The 17,363-nt window shown below is 65.8% G+C and carries 20 protein-coding genes and 1 pseudogene; 13 read left to right on the top strand and 8 right to left on the bottom strand.

Going from position 1 to position 17,363, the window contains the following annotated elements; genetic code table 11:
- The first annotated feature begins 17 nt into the window (after window positions 1-17).
- Window positions 18-1,328, top strand: coding sequence for a hemolysin family protein (locus tag FV233_RS23130; RefSeq protein WP_187278207.1), 1,311 nt, complete (start codon window positions 18-20; stop codon window positions 1,326-1,328).
- 261 nt (window positions 1,329-1,589) lie between these two features.
- On the opposite strand, the gene FV233_RS23125 is transcribed toward FV233_RS23130, so the two are convergent.
- From FV233_RS23125 to FV233_RS23105, 5 genes are read right to left on the bottom strand one after another with little or no spacing between them, the layout of a single operon-like run.
- A complete protein-coding gene (locus FV233_RS23125) occupies window positions 1,590-1,991 on the bottom strand; it encodes a hypothetical protein (protein ID WP_147898914.1) in 402 nt (133 codons plus the stop codon).
- A 12-nt stretch (window positions 1,992-2,003) separates the two neighbouring features.
- On the bottom strand, window positions 2,004-2,912 hold the full coding sequence (locus FV233_RS23120) for an ADP-ribosylglycohydrolase family protein (RefSeq protein ID WP_147898913.1): 909 nt from the start codon (window positions 2,910-2,912) through the stop codon (window positions 2,004-2,006).
- Window positions 2,913-2,970: 58 nt separating this feature from the next.
- The gene (locus tag FV233_RS23115; protein ID WP_147898912.1) at window positions 2,971-3,300 is read right to left on the bottom strand and encodes a hypothetical protein; all 330 of its coding nucleotides are present in this window, start codon (window positions 3,298-3,300) and stop codon (window positions 2,971-2,973) included.
- A gap of 52 nt (window positions 3,301-3,352) precedes the next feature.
- The gene (locus FV233_RS23110; RefSeq protein WP_147898911.1) at window positions 3,353-3,805 is read right to left on the bottom strand and encodes a hypothetical protein; all 453 of its coding nucleotides are present in this window, start codon (window positions 3,803-3,805) and stop codon (window positions 3,353-3,355) included.
- A 47-nt stretch (window positions 3,806-3,852) separates the two neighbouring features.
- Complete coding sequence (locus tag FV233_RS23105) at window positions 3,853-4,185, bottom strand: hypothetical protein (RefSeq protein ID WP_147898910.1); 333 nt, start codon at window positions 4,183-4,185, stop codon at window positions 3,853-3,855.
- Between the two features lie 735 nt (window positions 4,186-4,920).
- On the opposite strand from FV233_RS23105, the gene FV233_RS23100 reads away from it, so the two are divergent.
- From FV233_RS23100 to FV233_RS23050, 9 genes are all read left to right on the top strand, one after another.
- Window positions 4,921-5,121, top strand: a complete 201-nt coding sequence (locus tag FV233_RS23100) for a type II toxin-antitoxin system ParD family antitoxin (protein WP_147898909.1) — start codon at window positions 4,921-4,923, stop codon at window positions 5,119-5,121.
- A gap of 6 nt (window positions 5,122-5,127) precedes the next feature.
- Window positions 5,128-8,571 carry a PAS domain-containing protein gene (locus tag FV233_RS31310; RefSeq protein WP_246690067.1) on the top strand — a complete coding sequence of 1,148 codons (3,444 nt, stop codon included), beginning with the start codon at window positions 5,128-5,130 and terminating at the stop codon, window positions 8,569-8,571.
- A gap of 217 nt (window positions 8,572-8,788) precedes the next feature.
- Window positions 8,789-9,421 (top strand): recombinase family protein, encoded by a 633-nt coding sequence (locus FV233_RS23080; protein ID WP_147898908.1) that lies wholly within the window; start codon window positions 8,789-8,791, stop codon window positions 9,419-9,421.
- A 204-nt stretch (window positions 9,422-9,625) separates the two neighbouring features.
- Window positions 9,626-10,282: a ParA family protein gene (locus tag FV233_RS23075; protein ID WP_147898907.1), complete on the top strand. Its 657-nt coding sequence runs from the start codon at window positions 9,626-9,628 to the stop codon at window positions 10,280-10,282.
- Window positions 10,283-10,343: 61 nt separating this feature from the next.
- Window positions 10,344-10,658, top strand: coding sequence for a hypothetical protein (locus tag FV233_RS23070; RefSeq protein ID WP_147898906.1), 315 nt, complete (start codon window positions 10,344-10,346; stop codon window positions 10,656-10,658).
- 85 nt (window positions 10,659-10,743) lie between these two features.
- A complete protein-coding gene (locus FV233_RS23065; RefSeq protein WP_147898905.1) occupies window positions 10,744-10,983 on the top strand; it encodes a hypothetical protein in 240 nt (79 codons plus the stop codon).
- Window positions 10,984-11,031: 48 nt separating this feature from the next.
- Window positions 11,032-11,289 (top strand): hypothetical protein, encoded by a 258-nt coding sequence (locus FV233_RS23060; protein ID WP_147898904.1) that lies wholly within the window; start codon window positions 11,032-11,034, stop codon window positions 11,287-11,289.
- Complete coding sequence (locus FV233_RS23055; RefSeq protein ID WP_147898903.1) at window positions 11,286-11,471, top strand: hypothetical protein; 186 nt, start codon at window positions 11,286-11,288, stop codon at window positions 11,469-11,471. Before FV233_RS23060 ends, FV233_RS23055 begins: the two co-directional genes overlap by 4 nt.
- Window positions 11,472-11,477: 6 nt before the next feature.
- Entirely contained in the window at window positions 11,478-11,678 is a 201-nt protein-coding gene (locus FV233_RS23050) for a hypothetical protein (RefSeq protein WP_147898902.1), read from the top strand.
- Window positions 11,679-11,926: 248 nt separating this feature from the next.
- Here FV233_RS23050 and FV233_RS31305 read toward each other — a convergent pair whose 3' ends face one another.
- Window positions 11,927-12,175 (bottom strand): hypothetical protein, encoded by a 249-nt coding sequence (locus FV233_RS31305; protein ID WP_246690066.1) that lies wholly within the window; start codon window positions 12,173-12,175, stop codon window positions 11,927-11,929.
- 907 nt (window positions 12,176-13,082) lie between these two features.
- Here FV233_RS31305 and FV233_RS23035 point away from each other — a divergent pair.
- Genes FV233_RS23035 through FV233_RS23025 form a run of 3 tightly spaced genes read left to right on the top strand, consistent with a single transcriptional unit; the run spans window position 13,083 to window position 15,599 of the window.
- A complete protein-coding gene (locus FV233_RS23035) occupies window positions 13,083-13,832 on the top strand; it encodes a hypothetical protein (protein ID WP_147898899.1) in 750 nt (249 codons plus the stop codon).
- Window positions 13,777-14,976, top strand: a complete 1,200-nt coding sequence (locus FV233_RS23030) for a hypothetical protein (protein ID WP_187278206.1) — start codon at window positions 13,777-13,779, stop codon at window positions 14,974-14,976. The genes FV233_RS23035 and FV233_RS23030 overlap by 56 nt, the downstream gene beginning before the upstream one ends.
- Before the next feature lie 32 nt (window positions 14,977-15,008).
- On the top strand, window positions 15,009-15,599 hold the full coding sequence (locus FV233_RS23025; protein WP_147898897.1) for a hypothetical protein: 591 nt from the start codon (window positions 15,009-15,011) through the stop codon (window positions 15,597-15,599).
- An 18-nt stretch (window positions 15,600-15,617) separates the two neighbouring features.
- Here the strand turns inward: FV233_RS23025 and FV233_RS23020 are convergent, their stop codons facing one another.
- Entirely contained in the window at window positions 15,618-16,577 is a 960-nt protein-coding gene (locus FV233_RS23020) for a hypothetical protein (protein ID WP_147898896.1), read from the bottom strand.
- Between the two features lie 196 nt (window positions 16,578-16,773).
- Window positions 16,774-17,028, bottom strand: a pseudogene (locus tag FV233_RS23015) (efflux RND transporter permease subunit); the annotation flags it as partial.
- Window positions 17,029-17,363: the final 335 nt, after the last annotated feature.

The raw sequence follows: 17,363 nt of genomic DNA, 5'->3' as shown, positions 1-17,363 counted from the left end.
CGAGAAGGGTCACGCTGATTTCCGACGATGCATGGTCGACCGCACTGGGGTTGCTCGCGGTCCTGGTCCTCGTCTTTGCCAACGGGTTCTTCGTGGCAGCCGAGTTCGCCTTGGTCTCCGTGCGCCGTAGTCGGGTCGCCGAACTGGTTTCTGAGCGGCGAGCCAACGCCACCGCCCTGCAACGGGCCACTGACCGCCTCGACGCCTACCTTGCCGCTACTCAGTTCGGCATCACTCTCTCGTCCTTGGCGCTGGGCTGGATCGGGGAGCCGGCGCTGGCTCACCTGATCGAACCGGTCCTGGCCTGGCTGCCGATGTCGCTTGGAACGGCCCTGGCCCATACCGTAGCCGTGGTCGTGGCCTTCTCGATCATCACCTCCCTGCACATCGTGCTCGGCGAGCTGGCTCCGAAGAGTTTGGCCCTCCAGCGCAGCGAGCGCACGGCGCTGGCCGTCGTCCGTCCGCTCGGCCTGTTCCTGCTCCTCTTCCGCCCGGCAATCCTGTTGCTCAACGGCCTCGGCAACGGCGTGCTTCGGCTCTTCGACCTCCAGGCCGGTCACGGCGAGGGCTCGCTGCATTCGACCGCCGAGCTCAATCTACTGATCCAGGCGAGCCAGGAAGCTGGCCTGATCCGCGAGGTCCAGCAGGAGGCGGTGGAGCGCATCTTCTCCATCGGCGAGCGCAAGGTCCGGGACATCATGACCCCGCGCCACGAGGTCTTCTGGGTCGACGCCGACGACCCGCGGGATGTGGTGCTGAAGGCCGTGCGCGAATGCAATCACGCCCAGGTCGTCGTCAGCCGCGGCGACGTCGACGAGATCGTCGGGATCGTGCGCAAGCAGGATCTGCTCGACCAGGTGCTCGACGGCCGCAACATCGACATCGCCGCCGCCACGCAGCCCCCCATCGTTGTGCACGAGAGCATGACCATCCTGGCAGTGCTGGAGACCTTCCAGAGCCAGCCGATGCGGATGGCTGTGGTCGTCGACGAGTACGGCAGCCTGGAGGGCATCGTCACGCAGACCGACCTGCTCGAGGCCATCGCTGGCGACATCCCGGAAGTGGGCGAGGAGCCCGACGTGGTCGAGCGGCCCGACGGCTCGCTGCTGATCGACGGCATGATGCCCGCCCGCGAGGCGTTCGAGCGGCTCGATTTGTCCGAGGATCCTGCTTCCGACGACTTCAACACACTGGCCGGCTACGTGATCTTCCAGCTTGGTCGGATCCCTGCGGCCGGCGACGTCTTTGAGGCCGGTGACTGGCGTTTCGAGGTTGTCGACATGGACGGGCGCCGGATCGACAAGGTCCTGGCAGTCAGGGTGACCTAATCATTGGAACGGGAACCAGCGCAAGTCCAACTTGGGAATAGGGTCTTTTAGGTGTTGCGGGAATAAGAGCACTTCCCAACCGGGTGGGGGTGTTGCGAATAAAAAAGACGAACTTGAATATCTGTCATGTTACATTACTTTTGAGATGAAACAATGCTGTTGTTGCGAGGTCATGGTTGACGATCTCAGGGCGATGTCGTATTGTTTAAAGTAACTCAATAAGCTCGAACCGCCGAGCACGACATCGAGGCGCTCCGACGCTTATCGATAGTGGCTGTCAGACTGCACGCTGTAGCGTTGGGTGATCAGGCCGAACGCCTGCACGATCTGCGAGACGAGCGCAGGTCCCTGCAGGCGCCGGTCCGCGTAGACGATGAAGGTCTCCGTCGTCCGGCTGTAGACGATGCGTCCGCGGGGGCACTCCTCGTACTCGTGCCACACGATGGCACCGGGGAGCTCCCGGCTGGTGCGGCCTGCGGGCGTGAGCCGGCGCCAGGTTTCCCAGACCTCGTAGTGGCCACGCGGATGCGTCAGGAACGTGCCGTAGGGCTCAGCCTCCGCGAGGGGCGTGCGATCGACGACGAGGATGATTGATCCGTCCGGGTCGGGCACGCCCCAGAAAATGCCGACGCTGGGCGCGCCGGCCGCCATGGCTGCTTCCATCGCCGTGCCCTCCTACGCAAAGGGTCGAGCAAGACGGAGGAGTTGCGCTGCGAGGGTCTCCAACTGGCCACGCCAGGCCAGGGGCTCGAGCCAGCGCTGCGGGATCGCCGAGACCCCGAACACGGCGCCGGCGACTTGGCCGGTGACGGCGCCGACCGTGTCGGCGTCCCCGGCGAGGTTGACGGCCAGCACCAGCGCCTCCTCGAAGCTTGCGGCCTGGTCCGTGCACCAGAGCGCTGCCTCCAGGGTGTCGATCACGTAGCCGGAGGACTTGATCTGTGAGCGCGTCTTGCCGCGCCAAGTGCCAGCGGCGATGTCCCGGACCCGGGCCGAACCATCCCAAGGACGGGGTTGGAGCGCGTCCTTTCCACCACTCTGGATCGCCTCGCGCAGGATCCGCACGACCAGGTCGCAGGCCTCGACCGCCTCGGTGGCGGCATGGGTGGTGCGGCTCTGGTCCCGGGCGATCCGCGCGGCGTGGGCATCGTCGTCGAGTGCCCTGAGAGCCACGGGGGCGACGCGCATTAGCGAGCCGTTGCCGGCGGTGTCGGGGGTGGTCGAACCCGCAAACGGCTCGCCGGTGCGCTGGAACAAGCTCAGCGACTGCCGGGTGGTGATGCCAATGTCGAAGCAGGAACCGGTGCAAGAGTAGGCGCCGTCCTCCGCCCAGGCCACGAAACGCCGCATCAGATCGGCTGGGTCGAAGTCCGGGTGGGCGATCAGGCTCTCGGCGAGCGCCAGGGCCATGCTGGTGTCGTCGGTCCACTGGCCGGGCTTGAGGTCGAAGGGACCCGCACCACACATCTCGGTGTGGAGCGGATGGACGTCGCGCGGCTCGAATTCCAGGGTCGCCCCGAGGGCGTCGCCGACGGCGAGGCCGAGGAGGGCACCGCGGGCACGATCTTCAACGGACGGGGGCATGCTGGTCACTCCGATCGGGGGAGTATCGCGATGCGGTCGGGGCAGGGGACCGAGCGCCTTACTTCTTCGGCGGCAGCCGCCCGGCCAGCATCCCGGTGACCTCCTCCCAGGTGAAGGCCCGGCTGAGCCGGTCCTCGTCGAAGGTCTCGAGCGGCGCATCGTGGTAGGCGCTGTGCGTCCGGCCGCTGAAGCGGTGGACCTCATGGGCCATCACGTGGTCCGCGGGCCAGCCGGTCTGGTAGTTGGGGAAGTGTCCCTCGCCGGTGGTGCCGAAGCGGACCCGGCGGTTCTCCTTGCCCGGCACCCACTCCATGTTGCGCATGACGTCGCGGAAGTAGTCCGGGTCCTGAACGAGTTCGTGCGGCCGGGGCTTGATCTCGGTGGTCATGGGCGGCTCCGTTTTTGGAAGGGTATTGCCGGTTCGGCTGGTGCGGCGAACCTCACGCCGGGAGCGCGACGCCGTGCTCGATCAGGCGGGCGCGGGCGGCTACGACGGCGTCCTGGGGGAAGCGATCCGGGTTGGTGGCGACGATGTACTCCACCGTGCCTTGGCCGAGACCACCAGCGAGCAAGAGCTCGAAGCCCGAGCCCTCGCTCTGTCCGCGCGCGACCAAGACCATGAAGTCGTACTCGCTGCGATTGCGGATCGCCGCGCGGCTTCGGTTTGCTTTGTGGCGGGTGCCTTTGACCTCGAACCTGCACTGGTCCTTGAGCGCCAGCGTGCCGTGGCAGGCCCCGGCGATCGGGTCGTCGTAGTCCTGACTATATCGGCCCTGGAGCTCCAGGGCCGCCGCGAGGCGAAGCCTCATCGCCTCCGGATCGCCCCTGCGTCGGGCGTTGTGCATGACCGTGAGCAGGTCGGAGCGCGAGCATTTGGTCAAGTCGATGGTCATGATGCTCTACCCGGGAACGATCTCAGTGGCGGCGGTGAACAGGACCGTCAGGCCGAAGGATTTCCCTTCTGGGTCTCCAAGAAGCGGGCGTGCCGATAAGACGCCGCGGAGGTGTGGATCTCGAACTGCTCGGCCACCTGCGTGACCGTAGATCCAGCCGCGAAGGCCGCGTCGATCGCGGCCACCCCAGCCTCGGTCATCCGGCCGTTGGGCTTCTTGTAGACTGGGGCGCCCGCCGGCTTCCCGGCCGCCTCGTGCTCGGCCCTCTCCAGGGCGCCCGCCAGCGTCTCCAAGCGCTCGGCCCCGCGCAGCATCGCCTCTCCGGCGGTGTGGAAGTCACGGGCGCTGGCGCGCAGCCCGGCGATGAGGATCTCGTTCATGGGCGTCCCCTGCAATATGCCGTGTCGCATTCGGTATATTGCAGGAGATAGGTGGAGCCATCGCGGCCGTCAAGAGATATTTCTCGTGGCTCCTGCAATATGTGATGGGCCGCATCCTGGCCCCGGATAAGCGTGACGTATTCGGGGTCAGACCGGCGGGCTCGGGGCCTGGCGCCAGCGCCAGCACCCAAACCGTACTCACTCACTCCCGTACTCCCGTACTCAAGGCCCAAAGTACCTTTTGCCCCTTAGGCCTACGGACCCACGAACCCGCGACCCCCGGGCCGACCTACCGATCGATTAATCGACCGATCTGCGCCTCAAGGCCTGCGGACCCATGCATTCGAGGACGACTCCCGATGACCGGGCCTGTCCGTTCTCGTCCTCACGACCGACCTTGGGGCCGCCGTCGATCTCGAGACGCCCGCCGCCAGGGCGACTTAGTCCCCCCAGCGGAGGTAGTCATGCGCTCCGCGCAAGTGCCTGTCCGTCCGTTGAGGTATGCCCTAGCGGGTTCTAAGGGCCGTTTTGGGGTAGCTTTGCGATCGTTAGCTTCTGAATGAGCGTCGGAAGGAGCGACATTGCCGTCATGCCTGCTTGCGGCCCTTTCCAGTCAGTCGAGATGTCTGCTTCAAGGTGCTCTGGTTCGGGCGATCACGCAGCTTTGCTTTAAGTCCCGGTGGTCGCTGAGCGCATAAGGATTGATAGCCCGGGCCGGTCGTGCGAGGGCAACCTATGTCAAGCACGCCGACCCGTTGCATCGCCCTGACCAAGGAGTTGGAGGCCTACCTCCAGGCACAGGTCGCCTCAGGGCGTTACGCCAGCGTCAGCGAAGTCATCCGCTCGGCCCTCCGCCTCATGATCGACCGCGAGGCCCCCATTCTCGCACCTCGATCCAGGCGAGGGAGCTTGAAGACCGGGCGCCCGTCGGCCTGACGCGACATGACCACCATTCCGTACGCAGTAACCGATCCGGCCCGCCTCGCCGCGCTCGCCGCTTACGACATTCTCGACACCCTGCCCGAGCAGGGCTTCGACGATGTCGTACGTCTCGCGACCCGCCTATGTGCGACGCCGGTCGCCCTCGTCAGTCTGGTGGCGATCGACAGGCAGTGGTTCAAGGCTCGCGTCGGCTTCCCGCACTGCGAGACTGACCTCGACAGCTCGGTCTGCAAGTTCGCCCTCGTGGAGCCCGACCTCCTCGTCATTCCGGATCTGACCGCCGACCCGCGGACCATGGCCAACCCCCTGGTCACGGGTGAGCCGTACATCCGCTTCTATGCGGGCGCGCCCCTTCGATCTCTCGAAGGACAGGTGCTGGGCTCGCTGTGCGTCATCGACACTGCGCCCCGGGCCAAGGGACTGACGCCAGAGCAGGCCGACGACCTCAGGGCCCTCGGACGGCAGGTGGCGAGCTTGCTGGAGATGCGCCGCGCCGTCGAGGGCCGCGATCAAGTCCTGGAACAGCAGCGGACCGAGCTGCGGCAAGCCCGGCGCATTGAGGTCCTGGCCAAGGCCTCACAGGCCCTGTTGACTGTCACCGATCCCGCCGCGGTGCTCGATCCGATCCTGTCCGAGAGTGCGGGCGCCCTCGGGTTCGATCGTAGCTACACCTACGACATCTGGCAGGACGGCGGACATCTGCGCCTCACTCACTCGCTCAACGCGACCGACGAGGTACAGGCTTTTCTGCATCGGATGCCCTATGGCGCGCCGCTCTGCGGCATCGTTGCCGAACAGCGTCAGCCGTTGATGCTCACCGATGTCCAGCATAGCGAGGAACCCGCCTACCAGACCGCCCGGAGCATTGGATTAAACGCCTACGCCGGCTTCCCGATCATGAGCCGTGGCAGCCTACGTGGCGTGATTTCTTTCGCCTCGACCCAGACGCCTACGTTCGACACGGACGCGCTCGCCTTCTTCGAGACGCTCGCCCGCCTGATGTCGGCAGTCTACGAGCGCTTGGACGGCGAGAAGGCCTTGCGCGAGAGCGACACTCGCTCCCGCCTTGCCCAGGAAGCGGGTCGCGTCGGCACATTTGAGGTCGCCGTCGACACCGGCCTGATGAGCGTGTCGCCGGAGTTTACACGCATCTACGGCGTGCCACCGGCCGATCACTACTCGACAGAGCGGTTTGAGGCGCTGGTCGTGCCGGAGGATCGCGGCATTCTCTCGAACGACGAGACCCGGCGAGCCGGCACGGCCGCACGAGATGTCGAGTACCGCATCCGCCGGTCGGACGACGACGAACTGCGTTGGATTGCGCGCCGCGGCAGCTTCGTATGCGACGAGGCCGGCAAGGTGGTGCGGATGTTCGGCACCGTGCAGGACATAACCGACCGCTACGAGGGTCAGGAGGCTCTGCGCGTCAGCGAGGCGCTGGCTCGCGAGAACGCAGAGCGCGTCCAGCTGGCGCTCGCGGCCGGCGCGATCATCGGCACTTGGCACTGGGACTTGCCCAACGACAGGTTCGCTGTCGACGAGGCGTTCGCCACCGCTTTTGGCCTCGACCCGGCGCTTGGCCGAGACGGCATCCCGCTCGCCCAAATCGTCGCGACCGTACACCCCGACGACCAAGCTGGGCTTTCGGACGCCATCAGCGAGGTCATAGCCCGCGGGGGCGCCTATGCGCATCAGTACCGCACTCGGCGCGCGGACGGGAACTACTACTGGCTGGAGGCGAACGGCCGGGTCGAGCATGCTCCGGACGGCACACCCCTGAGCTTCCCGGGCGTGCTCATCGACGTGGAGGAACGGCGTGCCATAGAGGCCGAGCGCGACCGTGCCGCGGCGGCGCTGCGTGATCTCAACGCGACGTTGGAGCAGCGCATTGAGGAGCGGACGGAGGAGGTCCGGGCCTACGCCGCCCGCCAGCGCGTGATCTTCGACGCGACACGCCAGTTGATGGGGCGGGTTGACCTCGACGGTTCGTTGCTCGACGCCAACCATGCCGCGCTGAACGCGATCGGCGCCGAACTCGCGGACGTCGTCGGGCAACCCTTTCCGCAAACGCCGTGGTTCACCGGCACGCCCGGCATGGCCGAGGTCGTCGCCGACGCCCTAGAGGCCGTCAATCGCGGAGAGCGGATGCGGGCGGAACTGCCGCTTGTCATGCCTGACGGCGGGACGCGCATCTACGATTTCTTGATGAACCCGGTGCTGGACGGGACCGGCCGGGTCATCGAGATTATGCCCGAGGCGACTGATATCACCGAGCAACGCCAAGCCGAGGAGGCCCTGCGCCAGTCGCAGAAGATGGAGGCGGTAGGCCAGCTAACCGGCGGCCTGGCGCACGACTTCAACAACCTGCTCGCCGGCATCTCGGGGTCGCTAGAGTTGATGCAGACGCGCATGGGTCAGGGCCGCCTTGGCGACCTCGACCGCTACATGAGCGTCGCGCAGGGAGCGGCCAAGCGCGCGGCCGCGCTCACGCATCGCCTCCTCGCCTTCTCGCGCCGCCAAACGCTCGACCCTAAGCCGACCAACGTGAACCGCCTCGTGGCGGACATGGAGGAGTTGATCCGGCGCACCATCGGGCCGGAGATTACGCTGGAGACCGTCGGGTCGGCGAGCCTATGGCCCACGCTGATCGACCCTGGTCAGCTTGAGAACGCGCTGCTCAACCTGTGCATCAACGCCCGTGACGTGATGCCGGATGGCGGCCGCATCGTCATCGAGACCGCCAACAAGTGGCTGGATCGGCCGACGGCGGTCCAGCACGAGGTCCCCGAGGGGCAATACCTCTCGCTCTGTGTGACCGACACCGGGTGCGGCATGACCCCGGAGGTGATCGCCCGGGTATTCGAGCCGTTCTTCACGACCAAGCCCATGGGCCAAGGTACCGGGCTCGGCCTGTCGATGGTCTACGGCTTCGCCCGGCAATCGGGTGGACAGGTAAGGATCTACTCGGAGGTCGGACAGGGCACGACGGTGTGCCTCTATCTGCCGCGTCACTACGGCGAGACCGAGGAGGACGCCGTCGTCGCCCAGCTAACCGAGGCGGAGCGCGCCGGACAGGGCGAGACGGTGCTCATCGTCGACGACGAGCCGTCCGTTCGCATGCTGGTGACGGAGGTTCTGGAGGATCTCGGCTACACAGCCATCGAGGCAGGCGACAGTGTAGCGGGGCTGAAGGTCCTGCAATCGGACGTGCGCATCGACTTGCTGGTCACCGACGTGGGCCTGCCGGGCGGCATGAACGGGCGGCAGATGGCTGACGCGGGTCGCGAGCGACGGCCAGACCTCAAGGTGCTGTTCATCACCGGGTACGCGGAGAACGCGGCGGTCGGCAATGGGCATCTTGCTCCCGGCATGCAGGTATTGACCAAGCCGTTCGCCATGGAGGCGCTCGCCTCGCGGATCAAGGAACTGATCACCTCGCGGTGAGCACATCCGCCTCAAGACCTGCCATCAACGCCCGCTCTCCACCCACGCCGATCGTAGACGCGGTACTTCAAGGTCCGTTCGGTATTCCGACCGTCCATTAGGGCATACTCTTGTGGACAATCAGACCAGCTCGGATTTATAGTCCGCATGGGTTGCATCGGCATTTCGGACATGCTTCTGTACGTACATCACGTCAACGGACAGAAATGAAACCTTGATGACCACAATCCTGTACGCCCGGGTGTCGACGACCGATCAGACCACCGTGCACCAGCGGACCCAGGCCGAGGCCGCCGGCTTCAAGATCGACCACGTCGTTGCAGATGAGGGTGTGTCCGGTGTGTCGACCGTGCTGGCTGAACGTCCCCAAGGGCGCCGGCTGTTTGACATGCTGCGCAAGGGCGATGTCCTCGTCGTCCGGTGGGTCGACCGCCTGGGCCGCAACTATCAGGACGTGACGGAGACGATCCGCACGTTCATGGCCCGCGGGGTCATCGTGAAGACGGTGATCAACGCAATGACCTTCGACGGCTCGACAACCGACCCGGTGCAGATGGCCGTGCGGGACGCGCTGATCGCCTTCATGGCCGCGACTGCCCAGGCTCAGGCCGAGGCGACGAAGGAAGCCCAACGGGGCGGCATCGAGCTCGCCAAGGGCCGAGACGACGCTTACCTCGGCCGCAAGCCCAGCTACACGCGCCAACAACTCGATGACGTGGTTGCCCGCCTGGGCATGGGTGAGACCGTTCAAGCCGTCGCCAAGGCCACGGGGCTCAGTCGGCAGACCATCTACCGGATCCGGGACAATCAGACCGAAGCCCAAGCCGCCATCACCCGCTGGGCTTCCTAAACAAGAGAGACGGCTATTTGATTTGCATCCGGGATCATGCAGGATCTCCGGGCCCGCTGTAACCCTGTTCGCCGGGATGCCTGCAACCCTGCAATGCGGTCTTCCGCAGCGCCGCGGTTCCGGCATCGAGGCGATCAGGCATAGCGCATTCGCGGGCGTCAGGCACGCCGGCGGTCCGGCATTCCGCAGGGCAGGTAAGCCGCGATGCATGTGATCCTGGTGGCGACCCAGAAGGGTGGTAGCGGCAAGAGCACCTTATGCGCCCACTTTGGCGCGCTGGCCGAAAAGGAAGGCCGCACGCTCCTGGTCGACGCCGATCCGCAGGGGTCACTGTCGTTCTGGTACAAGCGCCGCGCCGCCGAGACCCCGCTGCTCGCTAAGGCCGACGGCAACACGATCGCCGGGATCCTCGACGCCGCCGAGGCCGACGGCATCGCCTGGGCGGTCGTCGACAGCCCACCTCACAACGCGCCCCTTACCGCCTCGCTGATGTCCCGCGCCACCGTGACGGTGATCCCGGTTAGGCCGGGCCCGTTCGACCTCGATGCCGTGGCCGCGACCCTGGCTATGGCTCGCAGCCTCAAGGCGCCGATCGCCTGCATCATCAACGCCGCCCCGCCGCCGACTCGGGATACCGAGACCTCGATTGTCGCCGAGGCGAGGACCATGCTGGCCGACATGGGCGCCCCGGTCCTACCTGGTCAGGTGTCGCAGCGCGCCAGCCTCTCGCATGCTCTGATCTCCGGCCAGGCCGTGACCGAGTACGACCCCGAGGGTAGAGCAGCCGGTGAGATCGAGGCCATGTGGTCGGCGGTGGCCGAACTGGCCCGCAACTTCCCCCGCAAGCCGGCAAGCCGCTGATGCGGTAGTCCGCCATACCTGCATTCCTTCAATCCTGAATACCGCGAACGAGGCACCCGAGATGGCCGCACCCAAGCGCCCTACCCTGTCGAGCATCGTCGAACCGAAGGGGCGCTCGCCCGAGCCGGCGCCTCCGTCCAAGGCCGAGGCTACTGCACCGGCGGAGACGTCCGAGGCGGAGCCGCCGCAGGCCGGGCCTGCCGATTTGAAGACGATGCAGGTGCGGGTGAACCGCGCCGGATGGTTGGAGATGTCCCGCCTGGCCCAGGACCGCGACATCCCCCTTGAGACATTGATGGTCGAGGCGTTCAACGACGTGCTGACGAAGCATAGGAAGCCGCCCGTGGTCGAGCGCCGGCAGCCGATCAAACGGTAGGTGTACCGCATTCCAGGGTTCGCGGAGACGCGATTTGCAGGCTTGCAGGCATACCGCGTTGCAGGCCGCTCGATAGGAGGACTTTATGACGATCTATAATCAGGGAGGGGCTCAATCTATCGCCATCGCGGGCAGTCTGCTCGCGGAGCATTTGGGCAGGCTGCTGATCAGCAAGAGCATCATCACCAAGGCCGAAGCCGAGGCGATAATCCGGGCGGCCGTTGCCGACGCCGGGGGCGCGACAGGCCAGGCAAGCCGCGATGCGGCACCCATCATTGAGAACGTGGGGCGGCAGTGGTCCAAGGCCGCCGACGAAGCGGTCTGAACGGGTCTGACGATGGATGGGGCAGGGGAGCAGAGATAGCTCTCCGGCATGGCCATCAACCCCACTGTATCCGACCTGCGAAAAGCCGCGGAGATCTCAGACGACGAGATCAACCCCGCGGTCGACGCGGTGCTGGCCCATGTCGCGACCGAGGGTTACCCCCTGGCAAAGGGGTGGGTGCTCGACTTGGTCGAGACGATCCGCACCAACGCAGCTGCGGCCGAGGCGCTTACGACCGACAAAGTGGCCTGGAAGCGCAATATGGTCCGCACCGCGCTTCTGCTGGTTCATCCGGTGAAGGGATGATCCCCGCGGAGGATCCCGTTGCCGAGGCCGTGACCGTTCTTGCTTCGCGCGGCCACACGGTCGAGCCCGACAACGACTTCGAGAACTGGCGCGTGGACGGCGGCGCTTGGCTTACCGCCGGCGGCCTCCTGGCGCTGGCCATCCGCCTCGGCCTAAGCGCCGGGGTCGGCCGGCTGCAGTAGACCGCCATGCCTCAGACCTTGACCGGCTGGATCCTGTTCGCGGCCGTCATGGCTTCCGCGATGGGGACGGCGGCCACGACCACCAAGCTCGGCATGGCGCTGCGAGGCCGGGCGGCTTTGGACCGCAGGGACATCCACGCGGCCTATGCCCTTGGGGTGCTGCTCGCGCTCTCGACCCTGTTGTTCCCCCTCGTCGAGGGGCGGTAATTCGCCGGCATGCCCTCCGAGATCCGAGCACCTCTCCGCGGCCTTCAGCTTGAAGCCCTCCGCGCCTGCGCCCTGTACCCGCAGGGCATGCGGCACGGGGCGCACCCGAGCGTCATGCCGGTGCTGCAGGAGCTTGGTTTGGTCGAGGAGAGGCCAGTACGCGGACCGTCTGGGCGGAAGCTTTGGTTCCTGACGCCGGCCGGGCGCGAGCTGCTGATCGAGACCGGGATGAGCGAGCCGCGGAAGTCCTAACCGGCCTTCGCCTTGAACGCCCAGATCGGCGGGCCCCACTCTTGCCCCTGCCGGTTCCGGTAGCTCGACGTCCTCTCGTACAGAACCCGGGTGGCCTCGACGCCGACCGCCTTGTCGCTGGCCGTCACCAGCGCCCCGCAATAGTCGACCCGGAGCGTGCCGTGCTCGGGGTGCACCCCGAATAGCTGCTCCGCCGTCCAGCCGAGCCGGTGCGCTTCGTCCCCGAACCGAGTGATGAAGTCCAAGCAGTTCTCCCGTATCGGGCTCCACCGGCTGGGTGGCATGTGCCGGCAGGGGGAGGCGTGCGGGGAGATGTTCTCGATGGCGCCGTGCCAGATCGCGACGACGTTCGGGAGTAGGGTAGGGGCGAGACCGGCTGACATCCCGTTGAGCTACGACAGGTGCTGCCACCAGGCCATGCGGCCAGAAGCGGGATTGCTCCTAACATTGGTTGGAACGGCTCGGCCCCACCACTTGGGCGCGCCCTGATTGCCTGCATCCCTCTCTCACGCGAGTCCTGCATCCCGCGATGCCGGCAATAACCTATCCGACCATTCATCACCGATATGCCGTCACGAACCTTCGCTGGGGCCCGAACAATGGCCCTGTTGAGAGATGCTGGACCGCGAGGCTCGATGAACCTGATGGGCCTGCAGGTGCCCTGCTGCGGCTTGCATGCTTTCGACTGCATCGGGGTTCTACTTCGCCCACTTGGCGTAGCCAGTCCACCAACAACCCGCAGCCGGTGGTAGAAGCTCAGGAACAACAGGTCTTAGTAGATCCTGGGAAAGACTTGTTGTTTGCGCCGTTTGCAGCGTTTGCACTAATGCAAATCTCGCGCAAATCAGCAGACCCGGCTATGAGGCTGGGCAACCGAGGTTGCCTCCGCGGCCATTCTGGCTCTAAATCCCCTACTGGCGATAGCTGCGAGGCGAGTCGCCGAAGGAGATCAATCAGCTGCGGAAGTGACCCTCGAAATGCCAACGGCCCCACCCCGGCAAGGGTGAGGCCGTCGAACCGATCGAGATCGGCGGGAACCAAATGCATCCCGAAGATCGTCGAAGGACTCCTCGGAGTCAAGCGAGAACAGTGGTTCTCGCAACGGTGGCGCTTTGCCTGGACCCTGCCGCGGCCCGTTGGGGACCGGGACCGATGTTTCACGCCACTATGCGGGAGGCGATTGAGGCCGCGCGAACGCTCGCGCAGCTCGATGACCTGTCGCGCAAGATCTGGCAGGCCCACGCCGCCGAGACCGTCACCGATGCCGCGGCTCAGGGCTTGGCCGAGACGCTGCATGCCCGCAGGAATGCGATACGAGAGGCCGTGGCGCCCGTCGGCATCCCGCTCGGCCGTGTGACGCTGTTTCCGCCCAAGCGCCTCCAACGGGCTCCTGAGCGATCTGTGGCCATCGAGCGCCGCCGACGGCTGGCCTGCTCGGGGCCTATGCCGCCGGCGCTCGCCAGCCGGTTCACTACTGGGCAGCTTGCGGTCCTGCGGATCGTCGGGGACGAGATGGCCCGCAACGGCGCCTGCGGGCTATGCATCGACGCCATCGCGGCGCGGGCGGGCGTTTGCCGCCGGCTGGCACAAGCTGCGATCCGGCTGGCCGAGGGCGACGGGCTGCTGACCATCCAGGAGCGCCGCCATCAGGGCCGGAAGAACGAGTCGAACGTGGTGCGGATCATCAGCCGGGAATGGCTGCAGTGGCTTCGGCGGGGAGGGCGATCCGCGGCCCCAGCGCTGCTCGGCAACATAGGATGCAAAACGGTTCACCCCTCGGATAGGGGAGATCCACAGAGGCAAGTTGTGGATGCGGAACCGAAGAGGAGCTGCCGAGGGGCAGCGGTTGACCCGCCTCGAGCTGGACGCCCTCAAGACCGTGCGGGTCGTAGAGCGGGCTGAGCCATGCCATGGCATCATGCAGCCGGGCGGTATGACGAACGGGAGCGAGATCGTGGATACGCAGATCGCGGACGCACTGCGCGAGGCGCTGATGTGCAGCGTCTTCATCAGCCCGTCGGATCCTGGTCTCACCTACGAGGAGTTGCAGGAAATCGGCCGCCGCGCGGGCTACAGAGACGGCGAGGTGAACGACGCGCTCCGCCAAGTGGCGAACAACTACACCGGCCGCGACCGCTACATTCCCGAGGAGAACATCTTCATCCATGGTCTGACCTGGATGCCGGACAATCCGGAGCTGCGCGATTTCGATGCCTTCGACTTCATCGTGAAGGCCTTGAACGAGCGCATCAGGGACGACGGGATCAGGGAGGCGCAAGTAGACCGTGGAGTAGTGGTCGAGCAGGCGGTGGGTTCTGGCCTCAACCGTACCGCCGTCGAGGCGGCCATCACCTACATGGTGTTCGGGAATTTGCTCGCCGAGAGCAACGGAAGCCTCCGCACGACCCAGGTCATGGGGACCATTGTGGTGCCCGGGGACCGCTGGCGTGAGTGGAAGCGCGGTCGGGATGTCTCCTGGCCACGGCCGCACCGAGCACGAATGCGCCCGATCGTGAGCGACGTCATCGGCCGGCGAACCGATGGGCGTCCGAGCCACGTAGAGCCGCTGGCCGCCTTCCCAGATGCCCTGGATCGCCTCGGTTTCCGAACCTTCAAGGTGTGGTGGACGCAGACCGCCAGGGAGATGCTGACGAGCGATCCAAGTTCGGCCGCGACGGCGCGGATCGTCCTTGCGGCAGCCCTCGTCGAAGGGGCGCTGACCTTCGTGGTGCACCATGCCAGGTCCAAAGGGTTGGCTGTGTTCCAGTCGTCCGATTTTCAGAAGACCCCAGAGCACTGGAAGATCGTCGACCTCATCAGGAGCGCGGCGAGCGGCGGGAAGGACGCAGTCCTGACGCAGGACGCCAAGGTGCGAGCAGAAACTCTCGCCAGAGCGCGTCAGCGCATCCACGCCGGGCGCATGATGGTCGAGCATCCAGGTGGCCCGCCGGACATCAAGCCGGAGGAAGCGCGGGACGCCCAGGCGACGGCCGAGATGGTGACGCGCCAAGTTCTTGAGTGGCTGGATCGCAACCCGCCAAACTGATCGACCACCCCGAACATGTCCTGGGGAGCATGATGGACGACGACTACGACGACGCGCTCATCAAGGCGCTGGAAACGGTGCGCCCTGTCCGTGGCTACTGGACCGGCGGAGCAGATCGAGCTCTCGAAGAACGCTGCAACGCCAAGATGGTCTTGGAGGCTGCCGGTCATCAGGTCGGCGTTCTTCAATCGCGGGTCGATGGTGAAGACCCCCCCGACTGTGAGGGCCTCGTCGACGGCCAGTGGTGCGGGATCGAGGTGACGGAGCTGGTCGACCGGGAGACGCTGAAAGCCTCCATGAAGGGCCTGAAGCAGCACCCTGACGGCAGCGGAGGGATGTACTTGAACTGGACGAAGGAGCAGCTCGTCGGAGAGCTGCAGGATCGCATTCGACGAAAGGACAAGGCGCCGAACGGTGGCCCGTATAACCGCTACTTCCTGGTAATCGTCACTGACGAGTTCATGCTAACCAGCGACGTGGTAGGCGCCTACCTGAAGGGGGCTGTGTTCCAAGCCGAGCTGATCACCGATGTCGTTCTGGGGCTGTCCTACGAGCCCAGTCCGACCCCAAGCGACCGCCCAGGGGGCAACCCAATCTTTCGTCTTCCCCTCGCCCGTCGGTGAGCTGATCCTGAGCTCGGATCAGCTGCCGGTGCGCCTCCCTGGCCGGCGGACTGGCAGTTCATCGAGGATGTTGCGCGTCCAGCCAACGCGGGGCCCGTAGATCTCGCCAGACGGCCGGTGCGGTGTCGCCTCGTAGGTCCTCCAGACGTTCTGGTGGACCGCCTTGAGGATGTAGGTTGAGGCGTCGCCGAGTTGGCCGTTGTTCAAGCGGTGCACGACGTCGTCGGCCGGATCAACGAAGGCTTCCCTCTGGGTGAAGGTCTTGTGCAAGGCCTTGCGCAGAGGCTCTCGGGCACCCGCGGTGTGGACGAGCATGTGCAGGTGCTCGCCCTTCGCACCGTAGGGCCACGCGGTCCTGACCCGCGTCGACTCTCGTGACCACAGAGCAGCAAACTCGGGCAGGTCGTCGTTGTCGGCGAAGAGCTGGCGCATCGCATTGACCCGCTTCTTCGTCCAGACGTAGCGCTCCTGCGGCGTCAGCCCCTCGAAGATCACCGGTCGCAGGGTCACCATGGTATCCAGTGGCAGGCCCCGGCTGGTGGCGTTGGCGAAGGCGGTGCGGGCCTGGTCATAGACCTGGGGCAGGATGGTGATCGAGGTGGTGTTGTAGCGCCGGTCTTCGCGACGCGGCTTGCGGCGCTGATAGGTGCGCTTGACCCGGATCGGGCCATCGGCGGCGTCATCGTTGGCGGCCGGCCCGCAAGGGTTGTGCGGGGTCTCGGACAGGGTGCTGTCGATGGGTGGTGCAGTACCAAGGTTACGCCCTCGCGCGCGCCCGCGCGAGGGAAGCTCGGCGCCAATTGGACCAAGTGCCTCTGTCGACAGGGAGATCGGCTCTGACGCGGAGGTCTCGGTGAACTGGTCCAGAGCCGAGAAATCTGTGCGGTGTTTTCGCGTCTGTGCTGGGGCCTGAAGAGAACCGGACGCAATGGTAGCGCCGATGCCATCGCTGGTCTCGGGTAGGGGTGGGTGGTGCATCGTCTCCTGGTCTCGTGCAAGCGCGATGCGCGGTCCGTCAGGAGGCGCTGCATCGTCAAATTCTGCTGGTTAACAGGGCATTTACCACGCGAAATTCGGTACGCCTAACCCATTGATCTAATTGAGGTTCCGGACCGAAGACCGATTAACCCGATTTTCCCTCCAATCCTTTTATGGCGTGCCGCACTCGATCGGCTCAAACGGCGCAGGGCTGGCAGTCGAGGATCGTGTTTGGGGTTGATCTGGAGCTCGGCTTTCCGAACCGCACGTAGAGTGCAGGCAAGACCGCCAGGGTGAGCAATGTGGCGCTCACCAGGCCGCCGATCACCACGGTTGCCAAGGGCTTTTGCACCTCCGCCCCAGTGCCCGTTGCCAGCGCCATCGGCACGAAGCCCAAGGCCGCCACAAGCGCGGTCATCACCACCGGCCGGAGGCGGGTCATCGCTCCCTCGCGCACGTTCGACGCCCTCGCGCCCGGTATCGGGGCACGCTCGATCTACGCCGGAGCCGACGAGTTTGAGCGGATAGCCTCGCTCCGTGGGAAGGATCCGGCCTGTGCGGACATCGGGCGCCGCTTCTCGATGGTCGTCAGGTAAACCCGCGTCGTCTGAGCTCGGCGACGGTCGTGCCGTGGTCCGAAACCGGCATGGCTGGTAGGTCGGGACGTTCATTCGAGAAGGGTCACGCTGATTTCCGACGATGCATGGTCGACCGCACTGGGGTTGCTCGCGGTCCTGGTCCTCGTCTTTGCCAACGGGTTCTTCGTGGCAGCCGAGTTCGCCTTGG

This window comes from Methylobacterium sp. WL7, from assembly GCF_008040085.1.
Classification (GTDB): domain Bacteria; phylum Pseudomonadota; class Alphaproteobacteria; order Rhizobiales; family Beijerinckiaceae; genus Methylobacterium; species Methylobacterium mesophilicum.
Note: the sequence above shows the minus strand (reverse complement) of the source record. Positions and strands in the feature narration are given on the sequence as shown.